Below are 15,397 nucleotides of genomic sequence, written 5' to 3'. Positions count from 1 at the left end.
GGTCTTCCCTTATACCTTATCTGCGAATGCTGGACGTTTTGCAGCACATCCAATCAAACCGTAATAACCAATAAATACATAACATAACAAAGGTAGAATAAAGGCTAATTGAATGCCTAAACTGTCAGCTAACATGCCTTGTAATAATGGTAAAACAGCACCTCCGACAATGGCTAAGCATAAAATACCCGAACCTTGACTGGTGTGCTGTTTTAAATCTTGTAGCGCTAAACTGAAAATGGTTGGGAACATGATTGAATTACACAAGCCGACTAGCAACAATGCCCACATGGCAACGGTACCGACACTCAACATGGCTGCTGCCACTAAAACACACGCACACAGCGCATTAAACGCGAGTACTTTGCCTGCGTTAATTTTTTGCATGACTGCAGCACCAATAAAGCGCCCAACCATCGCGCCACCAAAGTAGTAAGCAATGTAATGCGCAGCCTCCGATTCAGACACCCCGCCAATATCATCTTGAGTTAAAAAACTAATTAAAAAGCTGCCAATCCCTACTTCGGCGCCCACATAAACAAAAATACCCACGGCACCCAGCACCAAATGCGGGTATTGCCATGCGCTACCTTTTACAGCGGCATTAGACTGAGTGTCTCGTTTGCCCAGTAAAGGCAGTTTTAACAACATAAAAATGAATGCTAATACAAACAACGCACCCGCTAAAATAAGGTAAGGCGTTTGTACTGCAGAGGCTTGTTGCTGAATCGATAGCTGGCCAATCACTTCGCCAACCTCAGTGACTTTGCTGTCATGTTCAACGGTCGATAAAATTAACCAACTACCAAAAAATGGCGCCACCGTGGTGCCTAATGAATTAAATGCTTGGGTTAAGGTTAAACGAGACGATGCGGTTTCGGCTGGGCCTAATACGCTCACATATGGATTTGCTGATACTTGCAAGATGGTAATGCCCGAAGCCAGTACAAAAAAAGCAAATAAAAACATATTGTAAGAGCCATAACTGGCCGATGGATAGAACAGTAAACACCCTACACAAGCAATAACCAATCCGGTAATAATACCTTTTTGATAACCAATTTTACCGACTAGGGCTCCTGCCGGAATAGACACAATAAAATAGGCTCCGAAAAAGCAGAACTGTACCAGCATTGCTTGGGTGTAATTAAGGTCGAACATGTTTTTTAAATAAGGGATTAAAATATCATTTAAACAGGTTAAAAAGCCCCACATAAAAAATAACGAGGTTAACGCTATCAAAGCAAAACGAAAGTTGCCTTGCTGGTGAGTCGAATCGGCATTTGCCAACTCAGGTTGAAGCGGTGAAGTCGCCATGACATTCCCTTATTGTTGTTAATAGTTATCTTGGGTTGCAGTACATAACGCCATTGAATGGATACCAATAATCTCACGCCAAGAGTTAATTCCCCGTAAACCCTAGACATTTGACTGGTGATCATTTCCACACTTGAGCAAGCAGATAAGCATTCAATAATTAACCAAATCAATTATTGACCTTTGGATAATTAATCACTAATCTCAATGTAAGCGCTTTCATTTTTAACATATCGATAACTGATGTCAACGATTTTTAAACGCGAGAGCTTATTTTTTACTGCGTATCTATCACGGCGCAAGGCCTTTTATCAGGGTATTTCAACGTAATAAGTTAGTCATAAAAATAGACACAATTAAATAATACTAAGTGAATTTAAATATGAAAATTATGTTACCAGCCGATTCTAAAATGCATTCAAAAGCGTTCACCTTTGGTGTGGCGACTGCTTCTTTTCAAATTGAAGGCGCAGTGGATTCTCGTCTTCCTTGTATATGGGATACCTTTTGTGCGACTCCAGGCAAAATTCGTGATGGTTCTGACGGTTCGCAAGCATGCGAGCATGTAAAGTTATGGCGTGAAGATGTCGATCTAATTGAATCGCTAGGCGTTGACGCCTACCGTTTATCGATTTCATGGCCACGCGTAATGCATAAAGATGGCAGCCTCAATCCGCAAGGTGTGACGTTTTATACCGACTTACTCGATGAATTAAATCGTCGTGGTATTAAAACCTTTGTGACCTTATACCATTGGGATTTACCACAACATATTGAAGATAATGGTGGTTGGTTAAATCGCGAAACGGCCTATTTATTTGCAGACTACGCCGACAAAATCACTCAGGCATTCGGTGACAGAGTCTATTCATATGCAACCTTTAACGAACCATTTTGCAGTTCCTACTTAGGTTACGAAATTGGCGTTCATGCGCCTGGATTAGCAACCAAAGCGTTCGGTCGTCAATCTGCACACCATTTATTATTGGCTCATGGTTTAGCCATGAAAGTATTGCAAAAAAATAGTCCTAATAGCCAAAATGGTATCGTACTTAACTTCACGCCTTGCTATAGCGCGACAGACTCTGCAGCAGATGTTAACGCCGCAAGTAAAGCCGATCAGTACTTTAATCAATGGTACATCAAACCACTGTTTGACCGTTGTTACCCTGACATTATTAATGACTTCGCCGCTGAAGATATGCCCGTTATTGAACAAGGCGACTTTGATATTATTGCTCAACCTATCGACTTCTTAGGCATTAACTTTTACACCCGTGCGGTCTATAAAGCCGACCCAGTAAATGGCTTTAGCCAAATCGATATGGTCGACAAACCTAAAACAGATATTGGCTGGGAAATATACCCACAATCCTTCACCGACTTATTAACCTCTTTGCATGCACTTTATCCTTTACCGCCGATCTACATTACCGAAAACGGTGCGGCAATGGATGATAAATTGCAAGACGGTAAAGTGGATGATCAAGACAGACTCGAATACTATAACGCTCACTTAAATGCAGTAAATAATGCCATTGAACAAGGCGTTAATGTTGTAGGATATTTTGCGTGGAGTTTAATGGATAATTTTGAATGGGCTGAAGGCTATTTAAAACGTTTTGGGATTGTTTATGTTGATTATACAACTCAACAACGCACCCTGAAAGCCAGCGCCTATGCGTATCGAGAATTTATAAACTTAAGAAAATAATATGTTAACCAGATAAAGCCGTTGTATAAAACGGCTTTGTTCTATTCAAACAGTTGCATCATTTTAACAAATAACAACAATTGAGGCATGTATGATAAGCACCAGAGAAAAAATAGCTTACGGGCTCGGGGACACTGCCAGTAATATTGTTTTCCAAACTGTTATGCTGTTTTTAACCTTTTTCTATACCGACATTTTCGGTATTTCGCCAGCATTTGTCGGCACCATGTTTCTAGCTGTACGCTTAATTGATGCGGTCACCGACCCATTGATGGGCGCGTTGGCAGATAGAACCAATACCCGTTGGGGTAAGTTTAGACCCTACCTATTATGGTTTGCCCTACCCTTTGGTTTTATCAGTGTTTTAGCCTTTACTACTCCTGATTTAACTGAAGACGGCAAAATGATTTATGCCTTCGTTACTTATACCGCACTCATGATGGTCTACACCGCCATTAATATCCCATATTGTGCATTAGGCGGCGTGTTAACAGCCGACCCAAAAGAGCGAGTGTCAGTACAATCTTACCGTTTTGTATTTGCAATGCTCGGTGGTTTATTGGTATCAGGTTTAACCTTACCCCTAGTAGAATTTTTAGGTGAAGGCGATCAAGCCAAAGGTTACCAACTGACTATTGCCGCCATGAGCGTTTTGGGTGTTGCGATGTTTCTTGCCTGTTTTTGGGGTACTAAAGAGCGTTTACACCCGCCAGCGGATCAACAGTCTAGCTTTAAGAAAGACTTTACCGATATGCTCAAAAATGACCAATGGCGTGTGTTAGCTATTGCGGCAGTGTGTTTATTATCAGGCATGGTGTTACGCACTAGCTTAGCGATTTACTACGTTAAATATTTCCTTAACATGCCTGACTCCATCACCCTATTTATCACTCTGGGTATGGTTGGCAATATATTTGGCTGTATTTTAGCAGAACCTTTGGCTAAACGCTTTTGTAAGGTCAAAGCTTATATCACTTTGCAACTGCTTGCGGCAGCGATGTGCGTAGTGAGCTACTTTGTACCTAGCGATCAAGTCGTGCTCGCCTTTGGAATGTTTATTATCTGGGGCTTTACGTTCAACATGGCCACCCCATTACTTTGGGCAAAAATGGCTGATGTTGTCGATTATGGCCAATATAAAAATGGCGTACGCATTACCGGGATGATTTATTCCTCAGTGATTTTCTTTATCAAACTGGGTGTTGCCATTGGTGGTGCTTCTGCGGGGTGGTTATTAGCGGGTTATGGTTATCAGCCTGATACCCTGCAAACGGAGCATACTCAGCAAGGTATATTATTATCATTCACTATTTACCCTGCGATTGGATCTTTAGTCGTGGCTTTTGTAATGCGCTGGTACACTTTAGATAATCAAAAAGTGGACCAAATTCACTTAGAATTAAATAGAGAAGCAAAATAAAAGCATGTTAATCTTGGAGCCATGTGCTCCAAGACGGCTTTTTAATACTCATTATATGGCAACTATTTACGATGTATCAGTGATGGCTGGTGTGTCTCTGGCGACTGTGTCCCGAGTCATGAACAACAACACCAAAGTAAGCGATAAAACCAAACAAAAAGTACTCGATGCAATGAAAGCGTTAGGTTACCGACCTAATACGATTGCACAGTCACTCGCCTCGAACTGTTCAAACAGTGTCGGGGTTTTGGTGTCTCAGCTTGACGGTCCTTTTTACGGTCCCATGATGACCGAAATTGAAACAGCCCTTAGAACAGCTAACAAGCACGTGATTATTGCTGCTGGTCATAGTGACGAGAAACAAGAAAAAGAAGGGGTTGAGTTTTTAATGAGTCGCGGCTGTGATGCATTAATTTTGGATGTTGAAGCGGTATCAGACGATTACCTAATCGAGCTCAGTAAAGGTTCAACGCCGGTGGTATTTATTAACCGCTATATCGATTCGATTAAGGAACGCTGTGTTTATCTTGAAAATGAACAAGGTGGTTTCATGGCAACAGAACACATTTTATCTCTTGGTCATAAACACCTCGCCTATATCTCAGGGCCACTGTTTAAACTCGATGTTCGTGATCGCTTAAAAGGCCATAAAAGAGCATTACAGCAATACCATATTCCGTTTGATGACACACTTTGTTATGAAGGAGACTTTCGTGAGCTTGGTGGGAGTAATGCTATGGAATATTTGTTGTCATTGAACAAACCCATCACAGCTGTAGTGTGTGCTAATGATCAGATGGCCTCAGGCGCTATTGCTGTGTGTTTGGAGCATGGATTGCGTGTTCCGGAAGATATTTCATTTATCGGTTACGATAATATCCCTTTCCCGCAATATATTTCACCTAAATTATCTACCGTCAGTAACCCCATTAACGAGATGGGTAAAATGGCCGCTCGCTGGGTACTTCGACAAGTTTACAACAATAAAGACGTGGTAATTGAACGCTCATTTCAGCCAGAATTATTTATTCGTGATTCAGCCAAAGCGGTTAACCTAAAAAGTCAATAACTTGAATTTACAAGGCAGATAACATGAGCATATATCATTAATTGTTCATGTTATTTAGCAACGGTATTGGCTCATAATGCAGTCGCTATTAGCTAATACAGCAACTATTAACGAGTGTAATAACTATTAACATTTGATTTTTGATACGACCCACTAATAACAAGTAAGCCTCTCACATATTCACCGCTAACATAACACTCAGTATTTAAGGGAAACTCCAATACCTGCTCACGACTGACATTATTACGATTACCTGAGCTAGGTGATTACTGGCATGTTCAAGTCACTTATCAGCTCCCCTTTTCACCAAACAATATAATAGTTCAACGTCTCTAACATTCAATGTAAAACCTTCACCACCATTGTTGCTTTAATAAGGTATCTATATTGAACGAGCCAGCGCTGATGATAGTAATAGGATGAAGTCAAAGGCGAGAGTGTTAACCCTATTGATTGACAACCATGCCACCCAAATACATGACAACACCTTAGCTTATGCCTCTGAGCACACCTTATTCGAGCCCAATAATAAGATAAGTCATAAATATAATTGGTAACAATCTAACCCACAAAAGAAAGCGCTTACATTTTAGTGCGGAAATAAACATTAAATTAAAAACATTTAAAAACAATAGATAACAACATTAAGTATAAATAAATCTACATCTGAGTTAATGAAATGTAATAATTCGAACTTGTTTTTGTTGACTGCGGTCACATTTTACACTAGTTTTATGTAAGCGCTTACATTAGATGTTTTATAACCCTACAATTATAAATAATGATTACTGCGTGGATAGAGAATTAAAAAAACGATTTGCGCCTAACCCGCAATATTGAGAGAAGTAAAATCTAGTCAATGGGGATTTCCTAGATGAAAACAACAAAATTTACAAAAACTAAGCTTGCGACCAGTTTATCGCTAGTGCTTGGTGTGAGCAGTATGTTACCAGCCTATGCTGCTGATGAAGCAAGTGAAGAAAATATCGAAGTAATATCGGTTACTGGTATTCGTGGCAGTTTAATTAAATCAATGGATGTGAAACGTTCATCAAGTGGAGTCGTTGACTCTATTTCAGCTGAAGACATTGGTAAGTTTCCTGATACCAACCTAGCGGAATCGTTACAGCGTATTACTGGTGTATCGATTGACCGTTCTAACGGTGAAGGCAGTAAAGTATCCGTGCGTGGTTTTGGTCCAGACTACAACTTGATCACCCTCAATGGTCGTCAAATGCCTGTGACTACAGGTTCGCGCTCATTTGATTTTGCTAACATCGCTTCTGAAAGTATCAGTGGTGTTGAAGTACACAAAACTAGCCAAGCTTCAGATTCAACCGGTGGTATTGGTTCTACTATTGATATTTTAACGCATAAGCCATTCAGCTCTCCGGGCTTAAAAGCCACATTTGGTGTAAAAGCAGTTGATGATCAATCAACCGATAATGGCTCAGTTACCCCTGAGTTATCAGGTTTATACTCAAACACGTTTGCTGATGATAAATTTGGTATTTCACTCTCGGCCAGTTATCAAGAGCGTGAAAGTGGCAACCAACAAGCACAGGTCGGCACCGGCTGGCGTAGCTTCCCAGGTTCTGCTGACAACAGTGATTGGGGCGGCGTTGCTAAAGACAGCACCCAAGTTAATCGTCCTGGTGATAGCGATATTTATTCAGTTCCGCAAACCACTGTTTATCGTTTTGAAGAACAACAACGTACCCGTACTAACGGCCAGTTAGTATTACAGTACAGCCCTGTTGATAGCGTAGTCGCAAGCTTAGATTATACCTACATGCGTAACGACATCGACACTCAATCGAATGACGTATCAGCATGGTTTAACTTCGTTCCGTCTGAAAACGTATGGTCTGATGGCCCTATCGCCTCACCACTTATTTATTCTGAAACTTATGGTTCACCTGCTGATTTATCTATGGCGGCTGGTGATTATGGCGTACGTAACGAAAGTGGTTCTTTAGGTTTTAACCTTGAGTGGCAAGCAACAGATAACTTAAAGCTGACATTTGATGCGCACAACTCGGTTGCGGAAAACAAACCAAACAACCTTTATGGTTCAAACAACAATTTAAGTACTGCAGCGTTTGTGCGTACCAGCGCGGCAACTGACTTTAGCGGTGACTTACCAGTGCTTGCTGTTGGTGGTGGTAATGCAGTGACGCCTGCAGACATGATGCTTACCGGTTCTGTTTTTGGTAACGCACGTAATAAGTCTGAAATTGATCAATACCAATTTGACGGTGAATACTTATTTGAAGATGCAGGTAGCATCGACTTTGGTGTAGCGCTAACTAACGTTAACAACCACTCACAAAGCGTCAACGTTCAGCGTAACGATTGGGGTGGCGTAGGTTCTGCAGGTGACTTTGAAGATGCATGGTTCCCAGCTGATACCATTCATGACAAATTTGACGCTAATGGCGGCGATTTCTCTCTGTCAGACGGTAACTTCGACGTTTTAGATACCATTTTCATGTGGGATTTTGCATCAGTACGTGATTTTGCAGCAGCAAACTATGCTTCTGCAGTAAGCGGTGATTGTGGTAATGGCTTCTGCCCTTCTACTAATTATGCTGCTGAAACTGACCGTTATACTGAAGAAGAATCACAAGCCGTTTATGTACAGTACAACTACGATAATGAAATTGCCGGCATGCCATATGACGTGCATTTCGGACTTCGTTATGAGCAAACTGATGTCACCTCGACCGCTGCCGTTGCAGGATACGATGGCGCAAATTGGATTGCTGAAACTGAAATTGCATTAGTGGGTACTGGTGAACAAGTATTTGAAACTAAAACCGGTGATTACGACTATTTACTACCAAGCTTCAACTTTAATATTGAAGTAGTAGAAGATGTCATGCTTCGTGCGGCATACAGTGAAACCATTGGTCGTCCTAGCTACACAGATATTCAAGGCGGTACGGTATTAGCGACGCTTGCCAATAGAAGTAATGGTGGTGGTTCTGCAGGTAACCCTACATTATTGCCGCTCGAGTCTGAAAATATCGACTTCTCTGCTGAGTGGTATTACGCCCCATCAAGCTACGTGTCTGTTGGATACTTCCGTAAAGACACTAAAAACTTTATCAGTTCTGAAACAGTTAAAACCACAAACGGCATTTATAACCCAGCATCTGGTGATTTATATAAAGCTGCTGTGGCCGCAACGGGGACAACTGAAGCTGGCGCTGTTCGTGATTATATTTTCGCAAATTATGCTGATAATGCTGCTGTAGATGCCACCAATCAAATTATTAGCGGCAGTGCAGCTAATAATGATGAATTGTTGAACTTTAATATTTCAACGCCATCAAATAGCTCTAATAACTCAGTCATTGATGGTTGGGAGTTTGCGGCTCAACACTTCTTCGGCGAAAGCGGATTTGGTGTAATAGCCAACTACACCTTGGTTGATAGTGATCAGGCTTACGACAACTTCTCATTTGATGCACAGTCAGCATTAATCGGTATCAGTGACACTGCTAATGCGGTATTGGTGTACGAGAATTATGGTTTCCAAGCTCGTATCGCATACAACTGGCGTGATGAGTTCTTAAACTCTACAGGTCAAGGTACTGGCGCTAACCCACAGTACACAGAAGCTTACTCGCAAATCGATTTGTCTGTTAGTTATGATGTCGAATCTGTTGAAGGCTTAACCGTGTTTTTCGAAGGACTTAACATTACTGAAGAGTACATCCGTGTTCACGGTCGTGCAGAAGAGCAAGTGTTAAACCTAACCGAAACCGGCGCTCGTTATAGTTTAGGTGCTCGCTACACTTTCTAGCCTATAGCGTAATGCAATAGTCATTGAGTGATATTTCGGCTAATACCCCAGTGTTAGACGGAATTCACTCAAGTTCCCTTTCAGGTCGTTGAGGTGCCAGCCTTTGTCACCTCCTTTTATTGCAACATATTGAGTAACAAGGACGTTACTATTTTTTACGCCTAGTTGTTTGAAACCATACACGCAAAACATAAAAAAACTATTACTTGAATGTGCTGACATTTTATTGAATGCTAGTTAATGTGTTCTTTAAGCAATCAGATTTTTAGATTCATCAGAATAAAAATAATAATCACGCCAAAAGCGTAGGTAAAGATGATGCAAAAACCAATAACCGAAATAGTCATCGTTGGAGGCGGTACAGCTGGTTGGATAACTGCCGGTTTGTTGGCCGCTGAACATAATGTTGATAACGGTGTTTTAGCTCACTCTCCCAAACTCAATATTACTTTAATCGAATCACCGGATGTGGCCACTATTGGCGTAGGTGAAGGCACTTGGCCTTCAATGCGCTCAACCCTGAGCAAAATTGGTATCGATGAGAACGACTTTATTCGCCAATGTGATGCTAGCTTTAAACAGGGCTCTCGGTTTATCAATTGGTGTGCAGACCCACAAAGCAAGGTCACTGACAGCTATTTACATCCCTTTAGTTTGCCCCACGGTCACCAAAAACTCGACTTATGCCAATATTGGCTGCCTCATGCCGAACAAGTCAGCTTTGCCGAAGCCGTTTGTAGCCAGCAAGTATTAACTCAGCTTGGTTTAGCCCCCAAAAGCATTGCCACTGCTCAGTATCATTTTCAAAATAACTACGGCTACCACCTTAATGCCGCTAAGTTTAGTCAGTTACTCACAGAGCATTGCACTCAAAAACTCGGCGTCACCCATATTCGCGACCATGTCAGTCAAATTATTAATAACGATCATGGCGACATCGACAAGCTGATCACTAAACAACATGGCGAAATCAGTGGCCAGTTATTTATCGACTGCACCGGCGCAAAATCTCTACTGTTAGGTGAACACTTGCAAGTGCCTTTTTTATGTCAAAAATCGGTGCTTTTCAATGATCGCGCACTAGCGATACAAGTCCCCTACACCGATGCAAATAGCCCTATTGCGTCTTGCACACACTCAACTGCACAGTCAAACGGTTGGATTTGGGATATAGGCCTACCAACGCGTAAAGGTGTCGGCTATGTATATTCATCAAGCCATACCAATGACATAGATGCACAGCAAACATTGTTTAATTATCTCGGTGTTGATGGCGCTGCAGCTGACAAATTGGAACCGAGACAACTGACGATTAACCCTGGGTATCGTGCTAAATGCTGGCAAAATAACTGTATTGCTATCGGGATGGCAGCAGGCTTTATCGAACCATTAGAAGCGTCGGCTTTGGCATTAATAGAATGGACTGCATCTACCTTAGCCCAACAATTACCACCCAATCGTATGGTGATGGACACGATTGCTACGCGTGTTAACGAGCGCTATCAACTACACTGGCAACAAATTATCGACTTTTTAAAGCTGCATTATGTGATAAGCCGACGTGAAGCTGATGGTTATTGGCGTGACCATCGTGAGTCAAACTCAATCCCCGACAGCTTACAAGCCATGCTCGAATTATGGCGTTATCAAACACCGAGCCAACAAGATATTAGTTATAAAGAAGCCTTATTTCCGGCAGCCAGTTTTCAATATGTACTTTATGGCATGGGCTATAACACCCAATTGCCCAATCATGTGAAACCGTCAATGCAACAATTGGCACAGCGACTGTTTAATGACAATCAACAGCGCACCCAAGCGCTTGCTAAAAACCTGCCGAGTAATCGCGAGTTACTCGATAAAGTTGCGCAATATGGTTTCCCTAAGCTTTAAGACATGACATAAATAATCACGATAACAACGCAAATAAGATTACAGACAAAATTCACTTACAATAATCATAAAAATACGACGTATTTGAACGAATAAGATAGGACATTAAAATGAGCCAACATGTATTACTAAACAGCATTGAACATAAAGACGTAAAAGTGATGACTCATCGCTCTGCTGCACTAGGCGATAACCTTTGGTATAGCGTGACATTTCCGCAAGAGTTTCGCAGCGTGCAAGCCCACTACCCGATCTTTTTTCATAAAGATACTGCCACAGGTCAGTTTTACGCGGTGGCACTTTTTGGTTTTCAGCAGAATGACAACGTGTTTTTAAGCGATCAAGGTTGGAGCGCATCATACGTGCCGCTTACTGTGCGTCGCCAACCTTTTCTAATTGGCCAACAAACCGTACTAGAAGATGGTGTAGAACGTCAGCAACGCGTTATTCATGTGGACTTAGACCACCCTAGAGTCAGCGAAACCGAGGGTGAAGCCTTGTTTTTACCTTACGGTGGTAACACCCCATTACTCGATGAAGTCGGCGAAATTCTCGAGGTCATCCATCATGGTTTACAAGATGGTCAACGCTTTGTCGATGCCTTGATTGAACATCAATTGCTAGAATCCTTCACTTTAGATATTGAGTTAGACAACGGTCAAAAAAATCAGATGATCGGTTTTTATACCATCAATGAAGAAACCTTAGCCGGGTTGTCTGCTGACGCATTAGCAAAGCTACATCAGCAAGGTTACTTGCAAGCCATTTACATGACATTAGCCTCGCAAAGCAATGTACGAGACTTACTTAATCTCAAGAATGCTCAAGGTTAATAGTGATGACAACGGCCCAGACTCAGCACGTCGAACACATCAATGAATGTACATTAGAGAGTGTCATTGATTTAATCCGTGATGCCGACAAACCTATGGTATTTAAGGGATTGTGTCGCCATTGGCCGTTAGTCCAAGCAGGATTAGAGTCTACAGAAAGCGCAATGACTTACCTGCGCCAGTTTTATCAAGGTATGCCAGTAACAGCGTATTATGTCCCGCCAGAACAACACGGTAGAGTGTTTTACAATGAACAACTTGATGGTTTTAATTATCAAGCTGGCCGATTGGACTTTAATCAACTGCTTGACCGATTAAGCCAAGAAATGATTAAAGACATGCCTGCGGGAATGTACATGGGCTCGACCGACATTCACCAATGTTTACCCGGTTTAGGGGCACAAAACAGTTTAGATTTAGCGCCCATGCAACCCTTAACCAGTATTTGGTTGGGCAATCAAACCAAGGTCGCTGCTCATTATGACTTTCCGCTAAACCTAGCGTGTAACGTGGTCGGAAAACGTACCTTTACCCTATTCCCACCCGAACAAATTAGTAATTTGTATGTTGGCCCAATGGAACTGGCACCCGGTGGCCAAGACATCAGTCTCGTTGATATGGCGAACCCCGACTTTGAACGTTTCCCGCGTTTTCAGCAGGCATTAGACGCCAGCCTAACAGCAGAGCTAAGCCCTGGTGATGTGTTATTTATTCCCAGCATGTGGTGGCACCATGTTCGCGGCGTCGATGATTTTAACGTACTCATTACCCACTGGTGGCGCGATACTCCAGGCTTTTTAGGCCGCCCTAACAATGCCTTATTGCACAGCATATTAAGCTTACGCTCTCTGCCTAAAGCTCAGCGCCAAGCATGGAAATCGATATTCGAACACTACATTTTCGATCATGATGATGTCGATGACAGTCATATTCCCGACAATGTGAAAGGCATGCAAACTAAGCCATTGGACGAATTAACGGCCCGCAAAATACGCGCAGACTTAATCAATAAATTAAAACGATAATGCTGAACACAGCAAGATATCAAGCCAAACAGGATGCCCAAGATGAATAAATCAATCAAAAAAGTTGTCATTGCCGGTGGTGGAACCGCAGGTTGGATGGCCGCAGCCGCCTTTAGCAAACTGTTGGGCAAAAATCTTGAAATTGTATTAGTAGAATCTGACGAAATTGGCACTGTTGGTGTCGGTGAAGCAACCATTCCAACTTTGCATATTTTCCATCGTTTACTGGGCTTAAAAGAACAAGATGTTATGGCGGCCACTAATGCTACCTTCAAGCTCGGTATCCAGTTTGAAAACTGGCATGACGTCAACAAAGACTACCTGCATTCATTTGGCTTTTTAGGTAAAGACTGCTGGGCTTGTGGCTTTCAACACTTTTGGCTTAAGGGCAAACAACAAGGCCTAGTAAGTGACATTGGCGACTATTGCACCGAGCATTTAGCCGCTCGCCAAGGGCGATTTGCCGTGCTACCCAATCAAGATTACAACCATGCTTACCATATGGATGCGAGCCTTTACGCTAAATTTTTACGTAAATTTGCCGAACACCATGGCATGACCCGCATCGAAGGTAAAATCGCCGACGTATTACAACACGACGACACGGGTAATATCCGCGCGTTAAAGCTTGAAAATGGCGCGTTAATTGAAGGCGATTTATTTATCGACTGCACCGGATTTAAAGCGTTGCTTATTGAGCAAACCTTAAACACTGGCTTTGAAGATTGGAGCCACTGGTTACCGTGCGACAGTGCGATAGCAGTACAAACTGAAGCGGTTCAAAAACCAATTCCATATACTCGCTCGATTGCCCGTGAGTCTGGTTGGCAATGGCGTATTCCGTTGCAAACCCGCACCGGCAATGGTTTAGTGTTTTGCAGTAAATACATTTCTGATGCTGATGCGACTGAATTATTGCTCAATAACATTGAAGGCGCGCCGATCAATCAACCTCGGGTGATTAAGTTTAAAACGGGTACTCGTCGTCAACATTGGAACAAAAACTGTATAGCAATAGGGTTAGCTGCCGGCTTTTTAGAGCCATTAGAGTCCACCAGCATTCATATGATCCAACGCAGCATAGTGCGCCTATTACAGCTGTTCCCGTCGCAAGGCATTATAGATACCGATATTGCTGAATTCAATCAACAAACTAAAGTTGAAATGGATAACATTCGCGACTTTATTATTTTGCATTACAAGGTCACTGATCGCGAAGACAGTCGCTTTTGGCGTTACTGTAAAAACATGCCAATTCCAGCTTCATTACAACATCGTATCGACATGTTCAGCCAATCAGGCAAAGTCTATAAATACGGCAATGAATTGTTTGGTGAAAGCTCGTGGATACAAGTGATGATGGGCCAAGGCTTAATGCCAAAAGAATATCATCCTATTGTCGACATGATGGACGAAGCGGAATTAACCAGCTTTTTAAACAGCATTAAAGCAACGGTAAAACGTAAAGTTGATACCTTGCCAGCGCACCATGATTTTGTGCAGCATTACTGTAAATCAGCCAGCATGTAAGGTTGTAACATGACAACCGACTCATCGAACAACCAAACGATATCAAGCAAGAATACTCTATCAAGCAAGAGTATTATCAAGGTGGGGCCATTTACGCCCCACATTGAGTTTATTGGCCTACAGCAAACGCCGGTGATTATCATTGATGACTTTGGAGCTGATCTTTCGCCGCTAATCGATATTGCGATAGATGATAGTCAATTTAATCAAGACCAAGGTTCATACTATCCAGGGCAGCGCGCATCGCTGCCCAAGCAATATGTAATCGACGTGATTAATGCGGTATACCAGTTAATATACGATACCTACAAGGTGTCACACTCGTTACGCTTAAAGCCCCAACAATGCGTGTTTTCGGTTATCGACAAGCCTGCAAAACGTTTATTGCCGCTGCAATGCATGCCACACTTTGACACCCCAGACCCGCACTATTTTGCGATTTTGCACTATCTCAATGATGGTGCTCATGGGGATACTGGATTTTTTCGCCATAACGCCACGCAATATGAACAGATAACACCACACAACATTGACCATTACTTTAATCAGGCACAGCCGGTTGTCGATGCACAACAAGCGCTGACGCCTGATTATGTGGTCGATAGTAATGATCACTACACCCTTTATCATCAGGTTCAATATCGGCCAAATCGTTTAGTCATATATCCCGGTAACCTACTCCACTCGACGTTAGTCAACCCAGCAACCGACATCGACAGCAGTCCTAAAACAGGACGACTAACCGCGAATATCTTTATCAATTTCAAATAACACAGGGACCTCGT

General features: G+C 42.3%; 10 protein-coding genes. 9 read left to right on the top strand and 1 reads right to left on the bottom strand.

The annotated features are described in order from the left end of the window. Positions 1-9: 9 nt before the first annotated feature. Positions 10-1,317 (bottom strand): sugar MFS transporter, encoded by a 1,308-nt coding sequence (locus AAEY97_RS10785; protein ID WP_350998785.1) that lies wholly within the window; start codon positions 1,315-1,317, stop codon positions 10-12. 382 nt (positions 1,318-1,699) lie between these two features. Here AAEY97_RS10785 and AAEY97_RS10780 point away from each other — a divergent pair, with 382 nt between their 5' ends. The 9 genes from AAEY97_RS10780 to AAEY97_RS10740 all read left to right on the top strand — a co-directional run bounded on the left by AAEY97_RS10780 (position 1,700) and on the right by AAEY97_RS10740 (position 15,383). Then, complete coding sequence (locus AAEY97_RS10780; RefSeq protein WP_101086668.1) at positions 1,700-3,031, top strand: GH1 family beta-glucosidase; 1,332 nt, start codon at positions 1,700-1,702, stop codon at positions 3,029-3,031. 91 nt (positions 3,032-3,122) lie between these two features. Beyond that, the gene (locus tag AAEY97_RS10775; RefSeq protein ID WP_350979061.1) at positions 3,123-4,451 is read left to right on the top strand and encodes a glycoside-pentoside-hexuronide (GPH):cation symporter; all 1,329 of its coding nucleotides are present in this window, start codon (positions 3,123-3,125) and stop codon (positions 4,449-4,451) included. 55 nt (positions 4,452-4,506) lie between these two features. After that, positions 4,507-5,520 carry a LacI family DNA-binding transcriptional regulator gene (locus AAEY97_RS10770; RefSeq protein ID WP_350998781.1) on the top strand — a complete coding sequence of 338 codons (1,014 nt, stop codon included), beginning with the start codon at positions 4,507-4,509 and terminating at the stop codon, positions 5,518-5,520. An 874-nt stretch (positions 5,521-6,394) separates the two neighbouring features. After that, positions 6,395-9,331, top strand: coding sequence for a TonB-dependent receptor (locus tag AAEY97_RS10765; protein WP_162023478.1), 2,937 nt, complete (start codon positions 6,395-6,397; stop codon positions 9,329-9,331). Between the two features lie 315 nt (positions 9,332-9,646). Then, positions 9,647-11,224 (top strand): tryptophan halogenase family protein, encoded by a 1,578-nt coding sequence (locus tag AAEY97_RS10760; RefSeq protein ID WP_350998778.1) that lies wholly within the window; start codon positions 9,647-9,649, stop codon positions 11,222-11,224. A gap of 110 nt (positions 11,225-11,334) precedes the next feature. After that, the gene (locus tag AAEY97_RS10755; RefSeq protein WP_011636785.1) at positions 11,335-12,057 is read left to right on the top strand and encodes a SapC family protein; all 723 of its coding nucleotides are present in this window, start codon (positions 11,335-11,337) and stop codon (positions 12,055-12,057) included. Between the two features lie 5 nt (positions 12,058-12,062). Next, complete coding sequence (locus tag AAEY97_RS10750; RefSeq protein WP_350979064.1) at positions 12,063-13,082, top strand: cupin-like domain-containing protein; 1,020 nt, start codon at positions 12,063-12,065, stop codon at positions 13,080-13,082. A 42-nt stretch (positions 13,083-13,124) separates the two neighbouring features. After that, positions 13,125-14,612: a tryptophan halogenase family protein gene (locus AAEY97_RS10745; RefSeq protein WP_350998775.1), complete on the top strand. Its 1,488-nt coding sequence runs from the start codon at positions 13,125-13,127 to the stop codon at positions 14,610-14,612. A 9-nt stretch (positions 14,613-14,621) separates the two neighbouring features. Further along, the gene (locus AAEY97_RS10740; protein WP_162023482.1) at positions 14,622-15,383 is read left to right on the top strand and encodes a DUF6445 family protein; all 762 of its coding nucleotides are present in this window, start codon (positions 14,622-14,624) and stop codon (positions 15,381-15,383) included. Positions 15,384-15,397: the final 14 nt, after the last annotated feature.

The organism is Shewanella sp. TB7-MNA-CIBAN-0143 (assembly GCF_040310065.1).
Taxonomy (GTDB): domain Bacteria; phylum Pseudomonadota; class Gammaproteobacteria; order Enterobacterales; family Shewanellaceae; genus Shewanella.
This window is presented reverse-complemented; position numbering and strand designations above follow the sequence as displayed.

Bases quoted from the DNA above. Each gene is read 5' to 3' on its own strand.
- AAEY97_RS10750 (WP_350979064.1), top strand. From the start codon at position 12,063: ATGACAACGGCCCAGACTCAGCACGTCGAACACATCAATGAATGTACA.
- AAEY97_RS10760 (WP_350998778.1), top strand. From the start codon at position 9,647: ATGATGCAAAAACCAATAACCGAAATAGTCATCGTTGGAGGCGGTACA.
- AAEY97_RS10780 (WP_101086668.1), top strand. From the start codon at position 1,700: ATGAAAATTATGTTACCAGCCGATTCTAAAATGCATTCAAAAGCGTTC.
- AAEY97_RS10745 (WP_350998775.1), top strand. From the start codon at position 13,125: ATGAATAAATCAATCAAAAAAGTTGTCATTGCCGGTGGTGGAACCGCA.
- AAEY97_RS10755 (WP_011636785.1), top strand. From the start codon at position 11,335: ATGAGCCAACATGTATTACTAAACAGCATTGAACATAAAGACGTAAAA.
- AAEY97_RS10785 (WP_350998785.1), bottom strand. From the start codon at position 1,317: ATGGCGACTTCACCGCTTCAACCTGAGTTGGCAAATGCCGATTCGACT.
- AAEY97_RS10770 (WP_350998781.1), top strand. From the start codon at position 4,507: ATGGCAACTATTTACGATGTATCAGTGATGGCTGGTGTGTCTCTGGCG.
- AAEY97_RS10775 (WP_350979061.1), top strand. From the start codon at position 3,123: ATGATAAGCACCAGAGAAAAAATAGCTTACGGGCTCGGGGACACTGCC.
- AAEY97_RS10740 (WP_162023482.1), top strand. From the start codon at position 14,622: ATGACAACCGACTCATCGAACAACCAAACGATATCAAGCAAGAATACT.
- AAEY97_RS10765 (WP_162023478.1), top strand. From the start codon at position 6,395: ATGAAAACAACAAAATTTACAAAAACTAAGCTTGCGACCAGTTTATCG.